The sequence below is a fragment of the Paenibacillus lignilyticus genome (assembly GCF_017942085.1).
GTDB classification, from domain to species: domain Bacteria; phylum Bacillota; class Bacilli; order Paenibacillales; family Paenibacillaceae; genus Paenibacillus_Z; species Paenibacillus_Z lignilyticus.
On sequence record NZ_JAGKSP010000003.1, the window covers coordinates 152,266 to 175,716 of the forward strand.

18 protein-coding genes are annotated in these 23,451 nt (G+C 50.3%); 2 read left to right on the forward strand and 16 right to left on the reverse strand.

Annotation, left to right across the window (positions count from 1 at the left end; all coding sequences use genetic code 11):
* The 8 genes from I8J30_RS10260 to I8J30_RS10295 form a co-directional block, all read right to left on the reverse strand.
* Positions 1-366, reverse strand: a complete 366-nt coding sequence (locus tag I8J30_RS10260; protein WP_210657901.1) for a DUF2089 domain-containing protein — start codon at positions 364-366, stop codon at positions 1-3.
* Between the two features lie 220 nt (positions 367-586).
* A complete protein-coding gene (locus tag I8J30_RS10265) occupies positions 587-1,831 on the reverse strand; it encodes a serine hydrolase domain-containing protein (RefSeq protein ID WP_210657903.1) in 1,245 nt (414 codons plus the stop codon).
* Between the two features lie 229 nt (positions 1,832-2,060).
* Entirely contained in the window at positions 2,061-3,194 is a 1,134-nt protein-coding gene (locus tag I8J30_RS10270) for a copper amine oxidase N-terminal domain-containing protein (RefSeq protein ID WP_210657904.1), read from the reverse strand.
* A 123-nt stretch (positions 3,195-3,317) separates the two neighbouring features.
* Positions 3,318-4,220, reverse strand: a complete 903-nt coding sequence (locus I8J30_RS10275) for a M15 family metallopeptidase (RefSeq protein ID WP_210657906.1) — start codon at positions 4,218-4,220, stop codon at positions 3,318-3,320.
* Between the two features lie 351 nt (positions 4,221-4,571).
* Complete coding sequence (locus I8J30_RS10280; RefSeq protein ID WP_210657908.1) at positions 4,572-5,345, reverse strand: SDR family NAD(P)-dependent oxidoreductase; 774 nt, start codon at positions 5,343-5,345, stop codon at positions 4,572-4,574.
* 6 nt (positions 5,346-5,351) lie between these two features.
* A complete protein-coding gene (locus I8J30_RS10285) occupies positions 5,352-7,346 on the reverse strand; it encodes a YjhG/YagF family D-xylonate dehydratase (RefSeq protein WP_210657910.1) in 1,995 nt (664 codons plus the stop codon).
* Positions 7,347-7,373: 27 nt separating this feature from the next.
* The gene (locus tag I8J30_RS10290) at positions 7,374-8,156 is read right to left on the reverse strand and encodes an SDR family NAD(P)-dependent oxidoreductase (RefSeq protein WP_210657912.1); all 783 of its coding nucleotides are present in this window, start codon (positions 8,154-8,156) and stop codon (positions 7,374-7,376) included.
* An 11-nt stretch (positions 8,157-8,167) separates the two neighbouring features.
* Positions 8,168-9,163, reverse strand: coding sequence for a sugar phosphate isomerase/epimerase family protein (locus I8J30_RS10295; RefSeq protein ID WP_210657914.1), 996 nt, complete (start codon positions 9,161-9,163; stop codon positions 8,168-8,170).
* Positions 9,164-9,522: 359 nt separating this feature from the next.
* Between I8J30_RS10295 and I8J30_RS10300 the strand changes: the two genes are divergently transcribed.
* Together I8J30_RS10300 and I8J30_RS10305 are read left to right on the forward strand one after the other, a co-directional pair.
* On the forward strand, positions 9,523-10,197 hold the full coding sequence (locus tag I8J30_RS10300; RefSeq protein WP_240548014.1) for a Crp/Fnr family transcriptional regulator: 675 nt from the start codon (positions 9,523-9,525) through the stop codon (positions 10,195-10,197).
* 142 nt (positions 10,198-10,339) lie between these two features.
* Positions 10,340-11,188, forward strand: coding sequence for an alpha/beta hydrolase (locus tag I8J30_RS10305; RefSeq protein WP_210657915.1), 849 nt, complete (start codon positions 10,340-10,342; stop codon positions 11,186-11,188).
* A gap of 75 nt (positions 11,189-11,263) precedes the next feature.
* On the opposite strand, the gene I8J30_RS10310 is transcribed toward I8J30_RS10305, so the two are convergent.
* From I8J30_RS10310 to I8J30_RS10350, 8 genes are all read right to left on the reverse strand, one after another.
* On the reverse strand, positions 11,264-11,851 hold the full coding sequence (locus I8J30_RS10310) for an SDR family NAD(P)-dependent oxidoreductase (RefSeq protein ID WP_210657917.1): 588 nt from the start codon (positions 11,849-11,851) through the stop codon (positions 11,264-11,266).
* Entirely contained in the window at positions 11,814-13,898 is a 2,085-nt protein-coding gene (locus I8J30_RS10315) for a hypothetical protein (RefSeq protein ID WP_210657919.1), read from the reverse strand. The genes I8J30_RS10310 and I8J30_RS10315 overlap by 38 nt, the downstream gene beginning before the upstream one ends.
* Before the next feature lie 91 nt (positions 13,899-13,989).
* Entirely contained in the window at positions 13,990-15,516 is a 1,527-nt protein-coding gene (locus I8J30_RS10320; protein WP_210657921.1) for an extracellular solute-binding protein, read from the reverse strand.
* Positions 15,517-15,596: 80 nt separating this feature from the next.
* Positions 15,597-16,457, reverse strand: coding sequence for a carbohydrate ABC transporter permease (locus tag I8J30_RS10325; RefSeq protein ID WP_210657924.1), 861 nt, complete (start codon positions 16,455-16,457; stop codon positions 15,597-15,599).
* Positions 16,451-17,311 carry an ABC transporter permease gene (locus tag I8J30_RS10330; RefSeq protein ID WP_240548040.1) on the reverse strand — a complete coding sequence of 287 codons (861 nt, stop codon included), beginning with the start codon at positions 17,309-17,311 and terminating at the stop codon, positions 16,451-16,453. The genes I8J30_RS10325 and I8J30_RS10330 overlap by 7 nt, the downstream gene beginning before the upstream one ends.
* 234 nt (positions 17,312-17,545) lie before the next feature.
* Positions 17,546-19,303, reverse strand: coding sequence for a cache domain-containing sensor histidine kinase (locus I8J30_RS10335; protein ID WP_210657929.1), 1,758 nt, complete (start codon positions 19,301-19,303; stop codon positions 17,546-17,548).
* A gap of 6 nt (positions 19,304-19,309) precedes the next feature.
* Positions 19,310-20,869, reverse strand: a complete 1,560-nt coding sequence (locus tag I8J30_RS33020; RefSeq protein ID WP_240548015.1) for a response regulator — start codon at positions 20,867-20,869, stop codon at positions 19,310-19,312.
* A gap of 271 nt (positions 20,870-21,140) precedes the next feature.
* A complete protein-coding gene (locus I8J30_RS10350) occupies positions 21,141-23,390 on the reverse strand; it encodes an FAD-dependent oxidoreductase (RefSeq protein ID WP_210657931.1) in 2,250 nt (749 codons plus the stop codon).
* Between the last annotated feature and the right edge of the window lie 61 nt (positions 23,391-23,451).

Sequence of the window (23,451 nt, forward strand, 5' to 3'; positions counted from 1 at the left end):
TTAATCATGCTTTAACATCTTGACTGCTTCATCCGCTGTAATTTCGCCACTCTCCAGCATGGAAATTACCTTCTTCTCATCGACTTCCGGCTTCTTCCGCGTATCGTATCCGAGGGCAGTAATAATATCGTTGAGCTTGCCGCGCACCGTCGGGTACGAAATGCCGAGCTCTTTCTCGACTTCCTTGATGTTGCCTCTGTTCACGAGAAAGGTGATTGCAAAATGGAGCTGTTCGGGCGAAAGCAGAGCCAGCTTCGATAATTCAAAATGATTCTCAATCGTCGTCCGGCAATGACCGCATTCCAGCTTGGTGGCGTGCAGCGGATGGTTACAGACCGGACACTGCGTGAGGATGGGATACTTCATACTCCACTCCTTTCATAGTTCAAAGTGTAAATCAACATATTCAATTTGTAAATACGAAATTTAAATAAAATCAATTTTTAAATTAATAATATTGATTTTCGGATTTAGAACCTCAATAAAAAGCCTCATCAAATCAGTCGAGATGATCCCCTTTTCAAGCTGGATCATCCTAATTGACTCGATGAGGCACTATTGCCGGCGAAAATAATAATAATCAACGTTAGTCTTCGATCGCTTGGTAGACCATCGTCCAGAAATCGTGAATTACGCGTGCGGAATCCGGAGTGGTCATGCCTACTTGGGTAAGCAGAATGCCGGTGAGCTGTTTATCCGGATCGGCGTAAGTCGCAGTGCCGGTGCCCCCGTCCCAGCCGAACTGACCGATGGATGCGTAATCGCCGCGGTAGGTGCGCACTGCCATTCCGAAACCCCAGCCACCGTGCTGCCCTTGGCCGTGCGACAGATGGACGAAGTTCTTGGCCATGGCATCTCGGGCTGCCTGTTGCTCCGGCGTTAAATGATTGGTTGTCATCAATTGAACAGCCGGCCGAGAGAGGATCCGTTCGGTCCCGTGCATCCCTTGGTTTAAGAGCATTTGTAAATAGGCGTGATAGTCATCTGCGGTAGAGACCAGCCCGCCGCCGCCTCCCTGAAAAGCCGGAGGTTGACTGTAGCGTCCCTCGATCGCCTCATCCCAAATATTGAACTGTCCGGTCTGCGGATCGGGGGAGTAGCTAGGAGGCAGTCGTTCAATCTTGCTGGCGGGAACGTGAAAGCCGGTGTCCTTCATGCCAAGCGGATTAAAAATACGTTCGCGCAAGAACGTCTCGAACGTCTGACCCGTAACCCTGGAAACGAGCACTCCCAGCACGTCGATACTGATGTGGTACTGCCACCGCTCTCCGGGCTGATAGCTCAGAGGAAGCGTACCCAGGCGGCGCATCCACTCGTCCGGATCGGGCAGCTTCACCTGTCCGGTATCGTATATCCCCTGCGTGAAGATTGCGGTGAAGATTGGAGAGCCCAGCAACCCCATATCCATTCCGAGCCCGAACGTGGAAGTTAATAAGTCCCGTACGGTAATCGGTCGTCGCGCCGGCACGGTGTCTTCCAGCGGTCCGTCGGGCTGTTTCAGCACCTGCCTGTTGGCGAGTTCGGGAAGCCATGGATCTACCGGGTCGTCCAGGTGGAGCTTGCACTCGTCGAGCAGAATCATCACTGGCGCGACCGCGACCAGCTTGGAAGTGGAGGCCATCCGGAAGATCGAATCTCGGCGGATTGGCGCTCCCCCGTCTTGACGCATCGTGCCGATGGCTTCCACGTGCTTCTCACCGTACCGGCTGACCAAAGCGACTAGCCCGGGAATCTTCCCGGACTCGACGTGCCGCGCCAACACGTCGTGCAATTTGCGTAATCCGATTTCGGAGAAGCCTGCGTTACTTCGTCCCTTTGCATGCTGTTCCATTTGGTTTCCCTCTCTTCTCTCTTAATCTTGCGGTAGACCCTATCGTTAAGGTACAAACATGATTACCCAATAGTTGAGAAAACGAATGGTATCCGCAGGCATGAAAAAAGACCGGATAATCTCATTATCCGGTCTTTCCTCCACCATCTGCATCGGAGTACCCTGGAGGGTTTACCAATGTCTGTCTAAGAGGCGCACTTCCTTAGCTTATTGCACACATGTACTCGAACTAAATGGCTTGAGCGGTAACTTTGATATCATCAAAGTACAGGGTGCTTAACCCTTCGTAGCCTGAATCGGCTCCGATCAGAATGTAAATTTCGCCTTTGTCATTTGCCGTCACTTTGGCGCTGTAAGTTAGTTCAACGCGCTGATAACCCTCTTTGGCCGCATCAGGTTTAGCAGCATTGCCAATTACCTTGACATCTTTGCCGCCGGTTCCTTGGCTGCCGATGTCCACGTTCATTCTGTAATATTCCGAGCCCGGTGTAGTGGTTTTGACAGCTGCAGGTTCGTTCGTCAGAATACCGGCCTTTATGAACAGAGATTCGGCAGGAGAGCCGCCGATACCGATCATACCTCCGCCGGCATCGGTGTACATCGCAAACTTCAAATTCACGTTATACGAAGTATTGGGTTTGAAGCCGTCGATCCCTTTGGATAGATACATAAACAGATCATCGCTGCGGTTATGCCCCGATAGCTTCAAGCCATAATTATCCGCATTCTTGTCGATCGGAAGTAATTTGCGAGCATAATCCAGCTCGTAGATCTCTTTATCATAATCAACCGGCATATCGGCAAAGCCGCCCTTCCAGCCTTCCATATCCTTATTAAATTGATAATTGAAATCTATCGTGCTAGGGGTTTGCACGTGATTGGTTAACGTAATCATAAGGGTTGCAGGTTCCCATTGCAGACGAATGCCCATCAGAGAGGCTAATGATCGGGCGGGAACGAACACTGTGCCTTTTGTCTGGCGCACTTGTTCAGACAGCTTGATTTTCTCTCCCTTTGCATTCACCGCATAGGTTGAATTCATTGTGAAATGGATAGGGCCGAGGCCTTTCCCCGACAATGTAATCATCTGGTTTTTGGCATTCCAACTTATTGATGCCCCCAGAGATTCAGCTGCGGCTCTAACGGGGACCATCGTGTTCCCGTTTGTAACAAAGGGAGCTGCCGGCACACTATGGTTACCTGTGTTGTTGCTATAGTTAACATCGTTAATTTTAAAAGAAACAGCCGAAGGAGCGGCAGAAGTCGGATTATTTTCTGCTCCGTGTACGATTGGTGCGCTGGCTGCCGAAACCACAGTTGCAAAAACCAGACTGGACAATATGAGAGTTTTTCTTTTCATCATGACTATTCTTCCTTTCTGCTCAGATGTACGTTCTAGACGCAATGTTTTTTCAAAAGGTTACAGCTTATTATTGTGAATATTTAACAATAATGACTAAAAAGCTTGATTTCTCAAGCTTTCCCTTTAGTTCACGATATCAAATACGGTCACGATAACGCCGTCCGTATTGTTGCCTGATAGTTCGTAATTGCCGACCACGGGCACGCGAAGCGTCGTATTGGAAGCCACCGGAAAATAATAAACGATATACGTTTTGCCCTCGACGATAGCCGTCATCGATTTACGTTCTTTCAAGTGAACCAAATATTCTTCGAATGCCCAATGATTTTCTTGCATGATTGCGCTGTGAGGAAGGCCAACATAGCGTATATGCCACGGCTCATGAATGACGCCTGTAATTTCCGTTTTATCCTCCGGATACCTGACAATGAACCCGTACTTCCACGCATTCTGCTTTAGCCATATCCCTTCGGGAGCATCTTTCATCTGTCCGGTAGTTGAACCGATGTCCAGCGCAAGTCCCAAGCTATGCTCGCTATGTCCCGGAACCGCTGCAATTTCCGGACCCAGCTGTTCGTAGAGTGCTTGTTGCTCTTGGTCGCTGCGGTATCCGCTGCTGATCAGAAAGTTTTTGACCCCGTCAACGGCAGCGTGCTTGACCATCGTAGTAAACGCTTTAGCGAGCTCCGGTGACAACCTTATCGAGTTGTCCAATAGACCGAATCCGTCCACCAATTCCTTATGCTTAAATAAGTTAACTGCTTTGGCGTCTGCTTTGTTAGGCGGTACGGCAATTTCCTCATTCACGAGAAGCAGGTTTCCCTTGCGAACTTGGTCGGGCTCGACTTGGAACGTCAGCTCGTTTACCGGCGGGCTATTCTCCGCGTTATCCGAGGTTGGCGTTCCGATCGCGTTCCCCTTCTCAGCGTGTTCCACCGGTAATCCGGTATCTCCATCTGATTGGAATCGCTCGTAGACTGCCCCCAGCAACACTAACACCGCAAGCAAAAAAAGCCAATTTCTCATTTCTTGTTTCCTCCTCCTATTCTCTCTTTCTTAAGGTTAAAGAAAACAAATTAAGATAAAGTAACTAAAAATCTTAAAGATTTATAAATAAAGGACTTCTACCCCAATGTCTCCGGAGATGAAAGGATTTTGCGCAGCCTTCGTCGATGAGTCGAATCGAAAGCTCTTGATCCGTATCGCTTTTGACTTGATTGAAAGATTATTGAGAATCACGCCGGCCGGATCAAAGTTGAAAGTGAAGTCGGTAAAGGAACTGTCATTGAAATTAACCTTCCTCTTTATTATTAACGTAAGAAAGGCAGCCGAACACATGCTCGGCTGCCTTTCTTATTATTGTAACGCATGTTTAAGTTAAATGCCGAGGCCGCCGGCGATGGAAAGTTCTGTCCCCGTTACCTGGTTGGACTCATCCGATAGCAAGTAAACAACGCCATAAGCCATATCCTCCGCAGTCTGCATACGCCCGCTCGGTACGCGGGTTGCCGCCCATTCATTGAGCTGATCGACCGAATGGCCCATTTTCGCATGCAGCTCCACTTCCCCTTCAGAAGCCACCCAGCCAACGGTCACCCAGTTCGATCGGATGCCATCTCTGGCATAGTGAACCCCGATATTGCGGTTAAGTGTTCGGAGCGCACCTTTCGAGCATGCGTACGCGACAAGATCGTGCGAGCCTCTAAATCCGTTAGTGGAACCGATCTGAACGATTGAACCTCCGCCTGTCTCCTGCATCGCCGAAATGGCATATTTCGAACAGAAGAAAGCTCCTTTTACGTTGACGGCGAATATCGAATCGAACAATTCCTCCGTCGTTTCCAGTATCGTACTTCTCGGAAAAATGCCCGCATTATTGACCAGACCATCGATTCGTCCGAAATGCGCGACTGTTTCCTCCATCAATTCACGGCATGCCGCCTCACTGCTAATATCCTTCTGAATAAACAGCGCTTTCGTTCCGAATTCCTCGGCCATCTGCGAGACCACTTGGCTCCCATCCTGCTCGTTTCTCCCGGAAATCACCACAGAAGCTCCTTCGGCCGCACACATGCGGGCGATTCCTTTGCCGATTCCTCTCGTGCCTCCTGTAACTACGATCACTTTGCCTTCCAGTCGAGGTTTACCCATGCGTATTCAGCCTCCGGTCCCTTGCTTGGATCTGGTTAATGCTTCCATTCCCGCTTGCAGTGTTTCGACAATGCGATCAACATCGTAAATGCTCCCCCTCCATGTACCGCCGCTTGCAGCCTGGAGCGCCGCCCATAGCCGTGTGTCGTCCGGCAACGCCGGGTTTGGAGCAAGGTCCGGATGAAGGGGACGGGCAGCCAATATGGCAGCGCCGGCTTCCGGGCTGAAACGCTCTTCTCCCTGACCAATGAAATGAACGCTGCCCTCCAGCTTCTTGCGATCAATGCAAACGTCTATCCAATCGCCGTTTCGCACTTTTCCTAGCGGACCTCCGGCCAATGCCTCCGGACTAATATGTCCGATGCAGGCGCCGGTTGAAACGCCGGAGAAACGAGCATCCGTGAGCAACGTCACATGTTTGCCAAACGGCAGATGTTTCAATGCGGAGGTCAACTGGTAGGTCTCTTCCATTCCCGTTCCGGAAGGACCACCGCCCATAAGCACAATGATATCGCCCGCTTGGATCTGACCGAGCTTGATCGCCTTAACGGCATCTTTTTCGGCTGTAAACACCTTTGCTTGCCCGATATGGCGATACACACCGTCTTCGCTCACAACGCTCGGATCGATGGACGTTGACTTGATGACGGATCCTTCGGGAGCAAGATTGCCAATCGGAAAAGTTACCGTGGATGTCAGTCCCCTGCCAGACGCTCGTTGCGGATTCATAATCACCTGATCCGGGTCAATGCCGTCGACTTCTTGCAGCCGTTTACGAACATTATGGCGCCGCTCGGAATGCTCCCACCAATCCAACAGCGCATCGAGAGATTCGCCTGAGACGGTCTTTGCTTGTAAGCGGAGCAGACCGAGTTTACGAAGATGCAGCATAACCTCCGGAACACCTCCAGCCATAAACACGCGAATGGTTGGGTGATACTCCGGTCCGTTCGGCAGCACGCTCACAAGTCGCGGAACGGCTTTGTTCATGCGAGTCCAATCCGCAACATCAGGTATACGGCATGATGCGGCATAAGCAATCGCAGGGATATGCAGCAGCAAATTCGTGGAGCCTCCGAATGCGGCATGAACGGCCATTGCATTCTCAAAGGCCGCATCCGTCAGTATGTCCCGCATCGTCATACCTTGCGCATCCATCCATTGAACCGCCCTCGCGGATTGACGAGCCATATTACTCCATATCGGCTGGCCGGAAGGCGCAAGTGCCGAATGGATAAGCGATATGCCAAGCGCTTCGGCGACAACTTGAGCGGAGGCGGCGGTGCCGAGAAATTGGCAGCCGCCTCCCGGTGTAGCGCACACCCGGCAGCCGAGATCAGCTGCTTCGTCCAACGTAATTTGACCATGCGCGAATCGTGTCCCTATAGTTTGAATTTTGGCCGCATCTTCACCCGCTGTCGGAGGCAACGTGACGCCTCCCGGCACAATGACAGCGGGAAGATCACGCATCGCGGCTAAGGCGATCATCATGGCTGGGAGCCCTTTGTCGCAGGTACCTATCCCTATTACGCCGCTCCTGGTCGGAAGCGATCGAATCAACCGCCGGTACACCATCGCCGCATCGTTACGGTAAGGCAGCGAATCGAACATCCCGGTAGTTCCTTGCGAACGTCCGTCGCATGGATCACTGACAAAGGCGGCGAAGGGAACGCCGCCGAGTGCGGACACTTCGAGTGCCGCTTCTTTGACGAGAAGACCTACTTCCCAATGGCCGGTATGATAGCCGAGTGCTATGGGTGTGCCGTCTTCGCCCCGTACACCACCCTGCGTGCTAAGAATAAGCACTTGCTTGCCGAGAAGCCGTTCCGGCTTCCAACCCATGCCGACATTTTGGCTCATGCCGAATAAATCTCCGCTCGGAAGATTCATCAGCATCTCGGAAGTCAGTGGCAGCTTCCCCTCCGGACCGGCCGCGTGCGTGAAGATGTCATATTCGTTCGGCTTCTCTGCCCCCATGATGAATCGTAAAGCTTCCGTCATCGTTCTCTCTCACCCTCATCAGCTTCATTATTTCCAGCATACGATCGTTTCGCCTGTCAAGGCATCCGATGCGGATCCACATAGAAACAGAACAATGTTTGACATATCCTCGGGCTGAGCGATGCGCTGTAAACGCGAGCGCCCTTCTTCGCTAGACACAGTCCGCGTTGCAAGGAATCTTCCGGTATAAGTTGGAGCGGGAGAAATGCAGTTCACATTCACATCATGCAGGCGCAATTGCTCCGCCAAGCTTCTCGTATAAGAAGATATACCCGTTTTGGCTGCCGCATAGATAATTCCGTTCGTTACCGGGACATGCCCTGCAACTGATCCCACATTTACGATTTTGCCTGATTTTCTGTTCCGCATGTGGGTGCCGGCAAACTTACAGGCATACATCGTGGACAACAGATTACGTTCGACAACGGAACGAATATCGTCGATGGAAATATCCAGCGCATCATTCGGGTCCGGACGAGGGGTGTTTAAGCCGATATCTCCCCCCGCGTTATTGACGAGAATATCCAATGAGCCCAGCTCATGAATAGCGCTTTCAATAAGACGTTCCACTTGGTACGGATCGGCCAGATCTGCTGCAATAAATGCCGATCGGACGCCAAGTTGCCTGATTTCTTCGGCAACGGCATGGCCGGAAGCTCCTTCGTTGAATTCAGCCGCTGAGCTGTCCCTAATGTCATGAATGATAACATTTGCGCCGGCGCGAGCTAAGTCGAGCGCGTATTGTTTGCCAAGCCCTCGGCTTGACCCGGTTACCAACGCATTTTTACCTTGCAATCCTGTCGTATGCATGGAGATCCCTCCTATTTTATAGTGGATTCAGAACGTATCTCATGCTTGCGGATATGTTTGGAGAGATATGCCATCGCTACGTCCATCTCTTCCAACTCGTACTTGGCGATCTCATCCGGCGTCTGATTCTGCTCGAAAGGCGTTCTCCAATCGCCTTTATGTCTGGCCCGATCCTCAACAAAACGAAGAAGCCTTGAAAGTTGCTTGGCCGTGCGCGGTGGATACTCCGTCCAGTAATCCTCCTGCAGCACTCGTATATGCCGGGCCTCCAGAGCGCCGTGTTCTACAGACATCGTTACTTCCGGGTTTATCTCATTCATCAATTGAAAGAGGTCAGGAAAATCGATAACACCTTGTCCAAGCGGGCATCGCACGAGCCTGTAGCCTTCATCCGACCCATATATCTTATAATCCTTCAAGTGCGCATTCTTGACATAAGGTGCCACACTGCGGAAGAAGTCTGCCGGATGCTCGGCTGTTGCAAGCGGATTGCCGGTGTCCAGCGTAATCCCGAATCGCTTGGAGTCGATCGTGTCGCACAACCAGAGCAATTCCTCGGAAGACAGATCCTGATGGTTCTCCACCGTCAAGTTGACGCCGATCGTTTCGGCGACTTCCACGGCTTCTTGAAAGGCACCTAAGATCCCCTTCAGAAAAGGCTGCCAGCTACCTGCCATATGGCGACGATCGCCGCCGATTTTGGCCCCGCCAACAACGGTACGCAGGGTAAGTGCGCCTCCCAGCTTCGAGAGGTGAAGCGCTTTCATCAAAGAGGCGGGTTCGAAGCCCCCCATGGCGACATTCACGAACATGCTTTTCTGCTCGGCATAAGCAGCAACTTCGCCGGGGTCGCTCTGTGAGAGCACGTCCAGAGGAATTTCCACGCCTTGAAGTCCATAAGCAACAGCCATGTCAATTTGGTCTCGAGCCGTAATGCGGACCCGGTTAGAGCCGGCATGCAGCCCCATATGAAATACGGTGCCATACGCGGTAAGTCCGAATCTCATCTCGTTTTCCCTCCTTATTCCGCCGCCTTTCCGCGGATTAGCAGTCATTATTAGGCAAACTAATGGACGAGCGGCAGCAACATTTATATGCTTTTCCACTATTTCACTTTACATCTGAAAAGTCTGTCGTAAAAAGGCGATTCAATAAAAAAGTTCCCCCGACAACGACTTCGTCTGGAAGAACTTTTTATTAGTGCTTACAAAGTTTCACATCATCGGTGTGTATACCCCAACCACGCAATGGATACGATCGTATGGACGGCATTCCATTCGGACTATTGTGACTTTATCACAGACATGCTTCGGACTTTCTGCTAGTATCTTTTGAATGACTGAACGGCATAAGGGGTTGAATTGGCTTGATTGCGGATGAACATTTAAAGCGGATCCTTACATTATTCCCGAGCTTGGCGGAAATCACCGAACAGGATTGGAAGCAAGACGGCATCAAAGTTTTGCAAATGGAACCCAATTATATTATTGAAGAAGGACAATTTCTGGAGTATGCCATTATGATTCTGGAAGGTACAGTGCGCATGTTCAAAATAAGCCCGGGAGGCCGGGAAATCACTTTGTATCGCATACATAGCGGAGAATGTTGTCCCTTAATGACTTCAAGTATTCTAGGGGAGGCCGAATACGAAGCTTCTGCGTGTGTGGAAACGACAGGATTAGTTCTGGCGATACCTGCCGAGATCTTCCGAGATTGGACAGATCGCTACAAGACGTTTCGTCGCTTTATCTTTAAATCCTTCGCCAAACGGATCGTCATTATGTCCAATTTACTGGACAGCATTCATTTCAAATCCATTCGCGGACGGATTTCGGAGTTCCTTATTCAAATGGCAGAGCAAGCCGGCCATTCCGATACGATCTCAATTACCCACGACAGCATGTCCTCCGAATTGGGAACTGCGCGCGAAGTAATCAGCAGAACGCTAAAGGTACTGGAGAAGGAAGATATCATTAAACTCTCGCGAGGTAAGATTACGATTACAAATCGTGCTGTACTCGAAAGCTTTATCGAATTATAGCTGGGCATCTCCCAAACCGCCTCACTGAGGTGGTTTTTTTGTAAGCAAACCGTTTTGTGACAAAGTTACGGTTCATTTCATTCAATCCTGCTAATATCAGAGCTATCAACAACACCTCATCAGCCGAAAGGGGACATCATTCATGAACAACACGGTAATGAATGTGAATACAAATACGAATGCAACTTCATCCAAGAAACCGGTTATTCTCTTTATTCATGGAGCTTTTATGACGCCGGACAGCTGGTCTCCGATGCGCAGCTACTTTATCGAGCAAGGGTTTGAGACAATGGCTCCCGCTTGGCCCTATCATGATCGCAATATCGAGGCGCTTCGAAACAATCCTTCCACTAACCTGGGTAAACTTGGTTTGAAGGAAGTTGTTGACCATTACGCACGCATTATTCAGGCATTGCCGGAAAAACCGATTCTAATCGGACATTCATTCGGCGGTTTAATCACTCAGATCCTTATGGACCGCAACCTGGGAGCCGCTGGTATCGCGATTGACCCTGCTGCTCCTAAAGGGATCAATCCGGGCGCTTACAAGACGGCATCCAAGTCCGTGAGTTCCATCTTGCTCAAACCTTGGAGAAAAACCGCAAGTTTATCGTTTGAACAATTCCAATACGCGTTTGTAAATACCATGACACTAAAAGAACAACAGCATGCGTTCAGCTACGCTGTCCCGGAAACAAGCAAAATCTTTTTCCAAAGCGCATTTGCTTCCTTCAATTCAGGGAGCCCGCTAACGGTTAACTTTAAGAACGGAAATCGAGGACCGCTTCTGATCATTGCAGGTGAAGAAGATCGTATTGTGCCTGCCGCGATGGTGAAGAAAAACTTCCAGCTGTATGATCAACAATCCGGAGCAACTACTCAGTATATAGAGTTCCCCAATCGGTCACATTGGATTATTGCCGAGAAAGGCTTCCAAGAAGTTGCCGATTATATCATGAACTGGATTCCGGTTCCCGCTCAAATGCGTTAAGGATGCCAAAAGGAGCATTGCCGACGACGGCAATGCTCCTTTTGCTTGTTTGTATGATCAACGCGTCGCCGCGACTTATTGATAACCTTTCAAGATCGACTCCAAGTACTCCTCGATTGGAAGCGACTTTCGCATCGACAGAAGATTATTGCCTGCCTCGCCAACGACTGTCCGGAATTGCACGCTTTCTCCGGTTGCTTGTGCCGCAATGGCATCTACGATGATTTGCGGATCATCTAAATGGCTGCTGTCTCTATTGTTCATCAAAGCCATGATTTTATCCATCAGGTCGTTATAATCCGTGATGTTCTCGTCTTTATTCCAACGGATATTATTCTTGAAATTGTTGCCGGTCGAACCCCCCTGTTCGATCAGTCGAAGTTCAATGTTCAACGGTTTGAGCTCGTAGTAAAGACCTTCGGTTAAGCCTTCCAGCGCAAATTTGGACATAGTGTACAGGGAGCCGAGCGGAACAGCGGTCGTGACACCCATAAATGAACTGATGTTGATGAACATCCCCCCGTCTACGGAGCGGAAATGCGGCAAGAATTTTCGAATGACATTGATTGGCCCAAAAAAGCCGCGATTTACGCGGCGGTTGAAACAAGTTAATGAGATTATGCTCTTATCTCCCATTCTCATGAATCGTTTCCAGTTCTGCATTGACGGTCTTCATGATATTGACCATGTCGGTATAGGGCTGATCCTGCTGATTGACCAGACCGGTATTATAATTCTCGCCATCTTTACGCCCGGTTACTGCCTGGTCATAATACCCGAACCAACCCGAGCCGACGAACAGCGGATGTGCCGATTGAATCTCAATGAATGCTTTGAAAGCCGCGCCTCTCTCCGCGATACTGGCTGTGCTTGTCGCCGCATTGGCCGGCGACAGCCCGCGTTCGCCGGTGCTAAATGTATACTCCAAATTAAGCAGCGGTTTGCCGAAAGCTTCATACCTGGAAAGCCAACCGGCATCTTTCGAATATTGGTCTACGGAGAAAGCATCCACATACTCCATGGCAGCCGAATCCCAATCCAGACTGGTCCGCCAAGTGGGAACGATGGAGGAACCTAAGAACAAATGGTTCTTATCGTATTTTTCGATAATCGATCGGATCGTCGAGAAATACGTTTTGGATGCCAGCTTGATATAGTCCGATACATCAACAGAAGGAACACGCGACATTGCGATCGGCGTATTCATCAACGTGTCGAATGAATCGGCGTTCGTGCCAAGAAGCTGGTTAACGGCAGCAAGATCATTGTTGTATCTTGGCGCAAGAAAGTCTACAAAGGCTTTCTTCGCCGCAGATGACGAATCATGCGTCAATATCTCTTTCACAATATCGGTCGTCCATCCTGATTCGTTATCGTAAGTGTAGCCGATCAACCATCGGTCATTTCTCGACTGTTGGAGCTGCGGGCTCAATGCGCTGTCGATTATGGATTTAGCTTGCGGATCGAACACATCGTACGTCCATTGAATCCTTTCCAAATTCATCGGATCTTGCAAAACCAATATATAGGGAAACATGACATGATTGGGTCTGGTCCATTTGCTAAAGGCATTAAAGCCCCAGTCGAGCAAACGCTTCTTGGTGATCTCCTCCCACTTCGACTCATAGTCGCTGCCGTATTTTCTCATGACGTTGGCGATGACAAAACTGACTCTTTCGCCATTTAAGTCATTAGCGTAAGCGGGAGCATACAAGCTCGGATCAGGAAGCTCCTCGAACAGCTTCCGAAGCGAGCCGTCCGCTGCCTTAAACGGCGTACCGTACCCCCACTCCCAAATACTTGTCGCATCCACTCCCTTTAAAAGGAATTTATAACCGGCAGGCGTAATAAACCACCATTTATGATCAATCTGTTCAAGTCGGAAAAATCCGGTGGCCTTATACTCGCCTCCGCGTTTAATTCCGCCGTACGCATCATATTTTTTGCGATCCAACGCAACCCTAGACAGCGCTTTCGCCTCATTCGCATAGTCCTGCTGCAATTGCTCGTCAGTTGCAACCTTTCCCGTCCACGTTTCATAAATCCATTGCCCGTATTTATCCACCATCAAAGCGTCTTTCTTCATTTCAGCCAGCAGTTGTTCGGCGCTGAAAGCAGCAGCCGGATTCTGTCCTTCATCCCCGATGCCTTTGTAAATTTGCACTTCCGTAAGCGGGATATGCTGATAGGCATTCGACCGCTTGATGGCAATGACAATAAACCTGGCCGTCTTATTGTCCATCGGGATGATTACCGAATCGTTCAAGGCGGTTCCTGTTTTGACATGTTTGCCGGCAATATAGTAATAATCACTTTCAGCTTCGGCACGGTATTTGACCGTCAATTGTTTATATCCCCAATAACTGTTAGGCGAGTTCAGTACGAGCCGGATGCTGTCCAGCGGGTAGTCCTTCAGCAGGTCAAACGCTGCATACACCGTTCCATTAGCAGTTGCGCTCCCCATCCAACCGGCATAGGTCGTCGTTAAGCCGTCAAGTAGTTTGCCGTTCTCCGACGATACTAAGCCGGTTGCGCCGATATCGGGAGAATTTCCTGCATTCGGTGCAGGACTGAAATAATAGTTTCCGGTCGCAAGCTGCGACCCTTCCGCAAGAGTACCACTTCCGGAAGGGAGGAACGAGAATAACAGCAGGAAGACCAGAAACAGTCCAAGAGAATCGCCTCGATACCTTCTATACCATTTACTCATAATTTACCTCCGCCTTCAGAGTCTTCGCCAATGCTGAGTTGGTAAATTAATCCTAAAGAGCGTATAAACCCATATGAAGCGTTCTTCCTTCTTATTTGCCGTAACCGAGCTCCTCCAGCTGTTTGACCGAGGAATCCATGTACGTTTTGTAATTCATGCTAGACTCAAGCGTTTTAAGGAAGCTGTCGTACCCGGTTAGCGGGGTTTTGCCATAGATAAATTTCACGAATTCTTCTTCGATAAAGCGACGGCTGTCCGCCGGATTATAGCCTTCTGGATTCGTCAGGAATCCGTTCAGAATTTGAATTCTCGGCTGGCTGTTTGCGAATTGGATAAATTGGGATTGCGGCGCGAATTTCGTCTCCAGGTAGGTCATTTCCGGTCGGCCGGTAAACTGGTACAGCCATGTGAAGCCAGCTTCCTTCCCCATCAGCTCGGTCGGCGTGACCTTGTCGCCTTCGAGATTATAGTGCGTTCCGTTGATACCGAACTGCACCAGCATCGACCCTTCCTTGCCGGAGACGTAGTTTAGCAAATCGAATACTTTCTGCAGCTTTTCCTTGTTGTTTTCCAGCGCTTTCGGGATCGCATAGATACCGGTAGTTCCTCCTAGATCGTAAGGGCCGTCGTATTGTCCGCCCGGCCCTTTCGGAGGCGCGATCTGAATCCAATTGGCGCTTGGATTTACTTTCTTGATTTGCTCCGTAAATTGATCCTTGCTCAAGTTCGGCCAATCGATCCAGACGATTCCGGCTTGCCCCTTAATTGCCTTCTCTTGATGCTGAAGACCCGTATTGGCCATAATTTCCGGATCGACCGCACCGGTATCGTTCAACTGCTTGATAAATGCTAGCGCGTCTTTCATAGCCGGGTCATACAGGGAGTTGATCAGCTTCCCGTCCTTGACGTAGAACGTGTCCGGATCCCCTACGCCGAAAGCGCCGAAGATTGGAGCGAACGTGGAAAGCTTGCTGCCGGTAAGCCCAAGCGAATCTTTCTTGCCATTGCCGTCCGGATCCTGCTCCGCGAACGCCTTCACTACATTCAGAAATTCTTCGATCGTGGAGGGAGGTTGAAGGCCAAGCTTGTCGAGCCAATCCTTGCGAATCCAATAGGTGTTGTACGGAATACTGGGGGCTTTCGGAACGGCGTACACTTTACCGTCAATCGTCGTCTTCTTCAAGCTCTCTTCGCCGATATAATCCCTAACCGGCTGCAGTTTATCCGTATAAGGCGTCAAATCGAGCACAAGTCCCTGCTCGACGAATTGTTTGAGCGACGCGCGATCCGTTACTTGAAATAAGTCAGGAAAATTGCCGGATGCCAGGCGCACATTCAATTGGTTTTTATAATCATCAGCAGACGCGTATACGGTTAAATTCACATCCGACTGAATGGCTTTGTCGATGGCTTGTTTAATAAAGTCTTTGTCGGGAGTCGGCAAATTGTTACCGGTTTCAATAATGTCGAGCTTGACCGCAGCTTGCGATGCGCCGGAAACCTCTTCCTTGTTCGTTGACTTCGGAGAATTCGAGGAATTGTCGGATGAACAGCCTGCAAGCACGCTGCTTATAAGCAAGATGCTTAGCATGACGGTAACTGTTTTCATTCTTTTCATGATTGAGGAACCCCTTTCTGTGAAAACCTTCTATTGTTAAACCGGCTTTTCCCGTTCCTGCAGTAACAGGTTGCCGAGCTTCAACCTTTAACGGAGCCGAGCAGCATGCCTTTGGTAAAATGCTTTTGCATAAACGGATAAACCATGATGATGGGCAGGCTTGCCAGAATAACGGAAGCCATTTGCAGCGTTTCGCTCGGTGTCATATTGTCGGCATTTTCGAGCGGTTGCTGCGTTTGAATCAATATTTCACGAACGACGACCTGAAGAGGGAACAAATTCCGATCCGTCACATACATAATGGCTTGAAAAAATTCGTTCCAGTGGCCCACCATATAGAACAATCCGATGGTCAGCGTTACGGGTACCGAAAGCGGGACGACGATCTGCAGCAAGATCCGAAATTCTTTAGCCCCGTCCATCCTTGCGGATTCGAACAGCTCCTCAGGGAGCGACTCGTAGAAGCTTTTCATGATGAGCACGTTGAAGCTCCACACCAGATTCGGCAAAATCATGGCCCATATCGAATCCAGAAGCCCGATCGACTTGACCACCAGATAAGTCGGTATGATCCCGCCGCTGAACAGCAGGGTAAAAACAACCATCATCAGAAATAGGTTGCGTCCCGGGAGCTGCTTGCGACTGAGCGGATACGCCATTAATGACGTAATGATCATATTCAGAATCGTGCCAATAACGGTAATCAGCACCGTAACTCCAAAAGCGCGGGGGATATTCGATTCCATGATAAGCTTGCGGTAAGCGTCAAAGGTGATCGATCGCGGCACTAGTATGAAGCCTCCGTTTCGAAGCACTTCGCTAAACGGTGTGAGCGAAACCGACAGCACATACAACAGCGGAAATACCGCGGCAAGCCCGCACGCGAGCAGGATGAGGAAAACAACGGTATCGGCGATACGGTCATTCGTGCTTTTTACCATATGCCCTCCCCCCACCGCTTCGCAAGTTTGTTCGACCCGAGCACCAATACCAATCCGATTGCCGCCTTAAATAATCCCACCGCCGATGCCAAACTAAAGTTCAGCTGCTGCAAGCCGGTTCGGAACACCCAGGTATCGAGAATGTCGGCGACGGCATAGACTTGAATGTTGTACATGATATAAATTTGCTCGAAGCCCGCATCGAGGATATGGCCCAGCTTCAAAATCAACAGCATGATGATAACGGTCCGGATGCCGGGCAGCGTAATGTGCCGGATCATCCGCAGTCGTCCCGCCCCATCCACCCGAGCCGCCTCGTAAAGCGTAGGATCGATGCCGGCAATGGCCGCCAAATAAATGATTGCTCCCCAGCCGAGATTTTGCCATATTTCCGATCCAACCAGTATGGACCTGAAGTAGGACGTCGAGGTTAAGAAGGGGATCGTCGTCCCGCCCGCATCCTGCAGCCATTGATTCAACAATCCGGAGCTTTGGGAGAGCAGTGCAAGCAGAATGCCGTAAATGATTACCCACGAAAGAAAATGCGGCATATAGGTTAAGGTTTGAATCAGCGTTCTAAACCATTTGATCCGACATTCGTTCAGCAGCAGCGCCATCGCAATGGGCGGCAGCATGCCGAATAGCAGCTTGTAAACGCTGATCAGAAAGGTATTTGTAAGCAGTTGCGAGAAATAGGGCGAGTGAAAAAACGTTAAAAAATGTTTGTTCCATGGGCTGGCCCATGGACTCGACCAGATCCCTTCCATCATGTTGAAGTCTTTGAAAGCGATAATGACGCCGTACATCGGGATATATTTGAAGACGATGTAATACGCGAGCCCCGGCAAGAGCATCAAATAAAAAGCCTTGAAGCGCCAAATGTTTCTGCAGAAGACGGAGATTATCCCTGGTTTCGGCGCCGATTCGTGGATCGATTGTGGTGCATACCGCTGGTTCATAGGTTTCACCTCTCATCTTTGTAAGCGCATTCATTATCGCAAACCAAGTATAACAAGAAGACCATGGTTTCAACTATGCAGTGATCTTGCGAAATAAAGAACAAAACCGACAAATTCTCAGCACTGCACTCATCTTCTTATTATAGGGATGCTAATGCATACGACCGTCCCCTCATTGGGTACGCTGCCGATCCTAAGTCCATAGGAAGCGCCATAATGAATTCGCAGACGCTGGTGGACATTAGCCATTCCGATGCCGGATGTGCGCTCGCTGCCGGGATCAATCATCCGCTCTTCAAGAGCCTTATGCAGCTTCGCCTTCTCCATTCCTGTGCCGTTGTCGCGGATAAAGAATCGCAGTTTCCCTTTGCAAATGGACCCCCGAACATGTATGAGTCCTTCCCCCTTGCGGCTGGGAGCGATCCCGTGGAAGACGGCATTCTCCAAGATCGGCTGCAGGGTGAGCTTCAAGATGCTGCACGGCAACGCTTCAGGATCGATTTCCTGAATGAATGTGAATTTATCTCCATATCGTATTTTCTGAATTTGCATATACATGTTCAGCCCAGCCAGCTCTTCCTCCACCGTTAAGAATTCCGACGTTTTGTCGAAGCCGAACGATAATACGCCGACCAGCGCTCGGATCGTTTCCTTCACCTCTTGCGTCCGGTGCTGTTTGGCCAAACTTCCGATGCAAGCCAAGGTGTTGTACAGAAAATGCGGGGCGATCTGGCTCTGCAGCATTTTTAGCTCCAGCTGTTTCTTCCGCTCTTCCATATGCTTTGTTTCTTGCAGCAGATTCCGAATCCGCTCCATCATGGCATTAAAGCTCTGAGTAAGCCGTCCGATCTCGTCCTCCCTCTTGACGACAAGGTTCGGAATCACGCCTACATCCTGTACCCTATCCATCTTGACGGCTAGCATCCGGATCGATTTGGTCATATAGCGCGACATGACAAACGCCATGAACAGCAGGACTACAAACCAAATGCTGGCTGCAGCCTTGTAGTTATCGAACAAGCGAATTACGTTCTGATAGAAGTAACGGTCTTTGATCAGCACGAGCAGCGTCCAACCGAGCCGATTCTGTCCGGATTTGACGACTACGAGCTTGCCCGTCGACCCGTTCACTTCGCTTGCGGTTACCGGGAGCCCGGCGAGCTTGCCGACGAACGATTCGGGGAGGTCTTCGTGATACGTGTCCGGTTTTTGCGGCAGTATGCCGTTATCCCGATCGAACGTAACTACCTTGTCCTTATCCGACATAATAACGAACGTCTGATAGGAGCCGGACGTCAATTCGCTTATTTTACGATTCAGATTCTCCAGATTGAGCTCGATGACCGCGACGCCTATCATGTCACCGTTGCCGGAGTTGACCGGTCTGGAGATGGCTACAGTCTCACCGGAGAGCGTCGATGCATAGGGCTGGCTCACGACAGCCGCCCCATAGGTTTTCTGCGATTTATCATAGATGGATCTTAGCTGCGGATTGCCGATAATCTCGTACTTAACCTGAGAGCTGGCGTATACTTTACCATCCTTTCGGATGAGATAAAGCGTTTTCACAAGTGCGCTGTTGTTCTCGGCAATGAACCGCAGCGACTCGGATATTTTGTTGCCGTCTCCTTCTTGAAGCAGTTTGGCATCCGTGGCGATCAGCAGCAGTACATTCCGGCTATTATCCAGATACGTGTCAAGAAACTGATTCGTGCGCGCGATCAATGTCACGGAGTCCGATACCATTTGGTTTTTGAACAAATCGGCAGCCTTGTAGTAATTATTCCAAGCTAATAGAACAAAAAACGTGAACGTGATAATAAATAAAAACAGAAACTGTCTCGTCGCGAGGCTCCAACTCCTGTACCAGCGATAGATCCGGTTCATTCGCCATCATCCTTTGTCATCTTGGTCTGCCCATCGCAGCCCGGTTGGAGCGGCTCCTGTCCATTCGCGAAATAGAGCAGAGAAATATCGGTAGCTCGGAATGCCTACCAGATGCGCAATTTCATATACCCTGAGCGAAGTATGCTGCAGCAAGTCGGTCGCCTTCTCCATTCTTTTTCCAGTCACGAAATCATGAAACGAAACTCCCGTTTCTTCCCGAAAGAGTCTGCTCAGATAATGCGGGCTTAGCCCGGCCTCCCGAGAAACAGCGTTAAGCGTGAGCGGCTTCTCAAGGTTTGCTTCAATAAACGCCTTTGCAGCCGTGATTTCTCTGCGACACTTCTTGATCCTGCCCGTCAACTCGATTTCATAAACGATAGCTTCCACCAATTCATTAATGGTAGCAGCACCGAGGATCTGACCCGACACTCTCCACCCAATAGCTTCCTGCCCCGCTTGTTCCCTGTGCCATCCGCGCAGCCAATCCGCAATGAACGTCCGCAGTTCCTCCGGTACGATACGTCTGTTTATCGCCCATTGCACGAATTCCCCTCGGATGAATGCTGTCAACTGCTCCCGCTTCCATTGCGATTTATGCAGCATGGCCGTTAATTCATTCGCCGATTGCTCCTCAAAAGAAGCCGGACCGGTGACAGGCGTCGCAAAGACCCGGCCTTCACCATCATAGAACACCATATACGGCTTTCCACAAACGCCGCGATACCGCTCCGCAAAATCAGCGCCTCTCCAAATCGATTCGCTTATGACGTAATAAAACCTGTATGCACCGCTGAGGAAGGGCAGCCTTCGATCGATCCATTGATATAGATTTTCGATTATCTCCTCTAGTTCTCGCTGCATTTCCGACAGATTGCCGTTCTCCATGCGGAATATCAACACATAAATGCCGCTGTCGCTGTCAGCCGGAACCCAATTGAACGACCTCGCGTGCTCCAGCGAGGTCAGGTACTCTTCGCAAGCATGCTGAACGAGTAGACCGCCGGGCTTTCTTGTCTCCACATGGAGCGCAGCAAGCTGGATCGGGAACTTGGTTTGGAAAGAAGCTTGCAGCCAGGCATCAAGATTTCCATCATCGGCTGACTGGCGTGTCATTGATATCAGTTGTTCGGACATCTTCCAGCGGTGGCATTCCGTCTCGTTTCGCTGTAGCGTTTTCGCGCGATAAACGCCATCTTTTGCCCGATGTATCGCCTGCGCAAGATCACTGTCGTCCATGGTCACTTTCACAAGGTACTCTGCCGCTCCGAGCTTGACCGCTTCCTTCGCATAAGCGAATTCCGAATGACAAGTAAGCAGGATGACTTGGATATGCGGAAACTCCTTTTTCAAACAACGAAACAGCTCAAGTCCATTCATGACCGGCATTGTAATGTCCGTTATGACGATATCCGGCGCATGGCTGCGGCAAAACCGCAGAGCCTCCTCGCCGTTCTCCGCTTCGCCAACCCATTCGACATCATAATTTTCCCAATCGAACAGACGAAGTTCCTGACGTATCGGTAGTTCGTCATCGACAATTAATACCGTTAATAAATCGTCATTCATTCGGTACCACCCCCGAAAGCAAATATCGCAGTGCGGATAACAAAAAAGATGGCTTGCACAAAAGCTGCATAACCATCTTATTTTTCGTGTCTCTAAACTATTCGCGCTCTCGACTATGCCTCACCCTTAAGTAGCCTCCATAACGGGCAGCGAATATACGATTGACGGCGGGACAGTGCCGACGGTTTAAACCGGTTCACCGCGTTCATTTCAAAATAAAAAGATGGTTTGCACAACTGCTGCAAACCATCTCTTTGTATTGTCCTATAAACTATTCGTACACCCTGACTTCGACAATTTCGGCGCGCTGGCTGCCATTCGTCGAGTAAGCCACGATTCGGAGCTTTTCAGTGGTTACCGCTGCATGCAGCGTATGGATGTGCTTGCGTTTATGATTGTTTTGTCCTTCAGCTACAGCCGTCCATTCGCCGTTCGCGTACGCCTCAACGGTATAATTTTGAATGAGCTCCGGCATGATTGCAAAAGGCGTGCGGTGATGGTGAAGGTTGATCAAGTCCTCGTTTACGTCATCATTGAACGTAATGTGGACCGACCGAACATTCACCTGATTCTCCCAGCTTAGCTCCAACCATTCTGATGAAGCTTCCCCCAAGGCGGCGGACGACCACAGATGCGGGCCCGCAAAAGGACGGGCGTAGCCATCGACGGCTCTCTCCGGAGCGAAAGCATTTGTCCGTGAAAGCAGACGGAAACAGAGCGGCTTGCGAACAAACGGATTCATGCTCCATTGGATGACAGGCTGTGACGACTGATGGTTCTCGAGGTCTGAGGATACAGCCCGCTTCGCTCCATTGAGAAATGTAAGCACGCCCGTTTGCGGCTGATGGGACAAGTGCAGTGAAAGATGCTCGTCGGCTTTAATGATGAGGAAGGCATTTTGCGGAGCATCCGGTTTCCATTGCAAATCCAGCTTCACCCATTGCTTATCACCTTTGCCAACTTGCGTCGACGCAACCATTTGCAGCGTGTGCGGGACGTAATTCTCCCCACGCCCCGTATTCCACAGCTCGACTTTAAGCGTCGCTGCATCTGCAGCATCCACCAACAGCTCGATGCCGTCAATGTCCGGGTCCGCCGGTATCAGCAAGCCAATGTCGGACTTAAGGGAGTACGTATCTACCGGGTTTTCCACCGCAAGTCGCGTCAATGTGCTGGATGCGTTTACGTTCGCTCGCAATGCCAGATCGGCTGCATCCTTATTGCGCAAGCCGATGATTGAGGCGTCCTGCTTGAGCATCGTTTGCTGCAGTTCGCTCAGATGGTTGTTATGCAGCTCGCGCGGCGTAATCCCCTTCTCTGCGCACAATGCGGCACCGGTACCGGCAGCTTCGCCGATGACCGCACAAGTTGCCATTACCCGCGTTGTCCCAAACGCGACGTGCGAGGCACTTATATCGCGGCCGGCCATGAGTAGATTGTTGACATTCGCGGAATATAGCGAGCGAAACGGAATATGATAGATGCCGTCCATGTGAAGGTGCTTGGATCCGCTTTCCGTCGAATACATCCCCTGCGGCGGATGCAGATCGATGGACCAGCCGCCGAAAGCGATGCGGTCCTCGAATTCGCGTTGCGCCAAAATATCGTTCTGATTGAGTACGTAATCGCCGATGAACCGGCGGTATTCTCTTTTTCCGGGGATAGAGCCGACCCATTCAAGCGTCATATTATCGGCATCAAACTTGCCGGAGTTCTTGATATAGTCCCAAATGCCGTAAATGGCTGACCACAGCTCGTCGCGGATCAGCTCGTTATCATGAACGGTATCGAGCTCGCCTCCCCATTCGATCCACCAATAGGCACAGCCGTTATCGCCGCTGCGGATGACTCGTTTCATTGGAATCGTCGTTTGGGTGATGTCCTTGGCAAAAGAAGGCGGGATGTATTGCACGGGCCGGCCGGCATCCTTCGTATAGAACAGAAGCGTACTGCCGAGCGTAATATCGTCCGCTACGTCTGGCGCCCACTCTTCGTTGTATTCGTCCTTCGACTCGCGTCCGACGCGATATTTGGCTCCGGCGAGAAACCCTACCAGTCCATCGCCCGAACAATCCAGAAACACTTCGCTTTCAAAACGAATCTTCCGTTCCGACCCCATCATCCAGCCCGTTACGGAACGAATCGTGCGGTCCGCCTCGTCACCGTCTGCCTCCACTTCATGCACATCCGTATTGAGAAATAAACGGATATTGGACTCTGCCCGCACCTTCTCCATGACGACCAAGTCCCAAAAGTATGGATTCCCGTCCATATTACGGTACTGGTTCTCAACGAACAATTCACCCATGATGCCGGTTTCCCTTGCATAGCGGTGTGTTCCGTGTGCAGTAGCGCCGCAAACCCACACCCTCACCTCGCTGCTGGAATTACCGCCGAGGACAGGCCGGTTTTGCACAAGCGAAACCGTTCTGCCCAGCCGGGCTGCGGCGATAGCCGCACAAACCCCTGCCAGTCCGCCGCCAATAACCGTTATGTCTGTCGCCACGACCTCATTTCTCATATCCCATGCACTCCTTATCGTTAAATGAATGTCTTTAGTTTCATCATAATAGCTGTTCATT

Coding starts and splice junctions, on each gene's coding strand:
- I8J30_RS10260 (WP_210657901.1), bottom strand. CDS start 366: ATGAAGTATCCCATCCTCACGCAGTGTCCGGTCTGTAACCATCCGCTG.
- I8J30_RS10265 (WP_210657903.1), bottom strand. CDS start 1,831: ATGGAACAGCATGCAAAGGGACGAAGTAACGCAGGCTTCTCCGAAATC.
- I8J30_RS10270 (WP_210657904.1), bottom strand. CDS start 3,194: ATGATGAAAAGAAAAACTCTCATATTGTCCAGTCTGGTTTTTGCAACT.
- I8J30_RS10275 (WP_210657906.1), bottom strand. CDS start 4,220: ATGAGAAATTGGCTTTTTTTGCTTGCGGTGTTAGTGTTGCTGGGGGCA.
- I8J30_RS10280 (WP_210657908.1), bottom strand. CDS start 5,345: ATGGGTAAACCTCGACTGGAAGGCAAAGTGATCGTAGTTACAGGAGGC.
- I8J30_RS10285 (WP_210657910.1), bottom strand. CDS start 7,346: ATGACGGAAGCTTTACGATTCATCATGGGGGCAGAGAAGCCGAACGAA.
- I8J30_RS10290 (WP_210657912.1), bottom strand. CDS start 8,156: ATGCATACGACAGGATTGCAAGGTAAAAATGCGTTGGTAACCGGGTCA.
- I8J30_RS10295 (WP_210657914.1), bottom strand. CDS start 9,163: ATGAGATTCGGACTTACCGCGTATGGCACCGTATTTCATATGGGGCTG.
- I8J30_RS10305 (WP_210657915.1), top strand. CDS start 10,340: ATGAACAACACGGTAATGAATGTGAATACAAATACGAATGCAACTTCA.
- I8J30_RS10310 (WP_210657917.1), bottom strand. CDS start 11,851: ATGCAGAACTGGAAACGATTCATGAGAATGGGAGATAAGAGCATAATC.
- I8J30_RS10315 (WP_210657919.1), bottom strand. CDS start 13,898: ATGAGTAAATGGTATAGAAGGTATCGAGGCGATTCTCTTGGACTGTTT.
- I8J30_RS10320 (WP_210657921.1), bottom strand. CDS start 15,516: ATGAAAAGAATGAAAACAGTTACCGTCATGCTAAGCATCTTGCTTATA.
- I8J30_RS10325 (WP_210657924.1), bottom strand. CDS start 16,457: ATGGTAAAAAGCACGAATGACCGTATCGCCGATACCGTTGTTTTCCTC.
- I8J30_RS10330 (WP_240548040.1), bottom strand. CDS start 17,311: ATGCTCTTGCCGGGGCTCGCGTATTACATCGTCTTCAAATATATCCCG.
- I8J30_RS10335 (WP_210657929.1), bottom strand. CDS start 19,303: ATGAACCGGATCTATCGCTGGTACAGGAGTTGGAGCCTCGCGACGAGA.
- I8J30_RS33020 (WP_240548015.1), bottom strand. CDS start 20,869: ATGAATGACGATTTATTAACGGTATTAATTGTCGATGACGAACTACCG.
- I8J30_RS10350 (WP_210657931.1), bottom strand. CDS start 23,390: ATGAGAAATGAGGTCGTGGCGACAGACATAACGGTTATTGGCGGCGGA.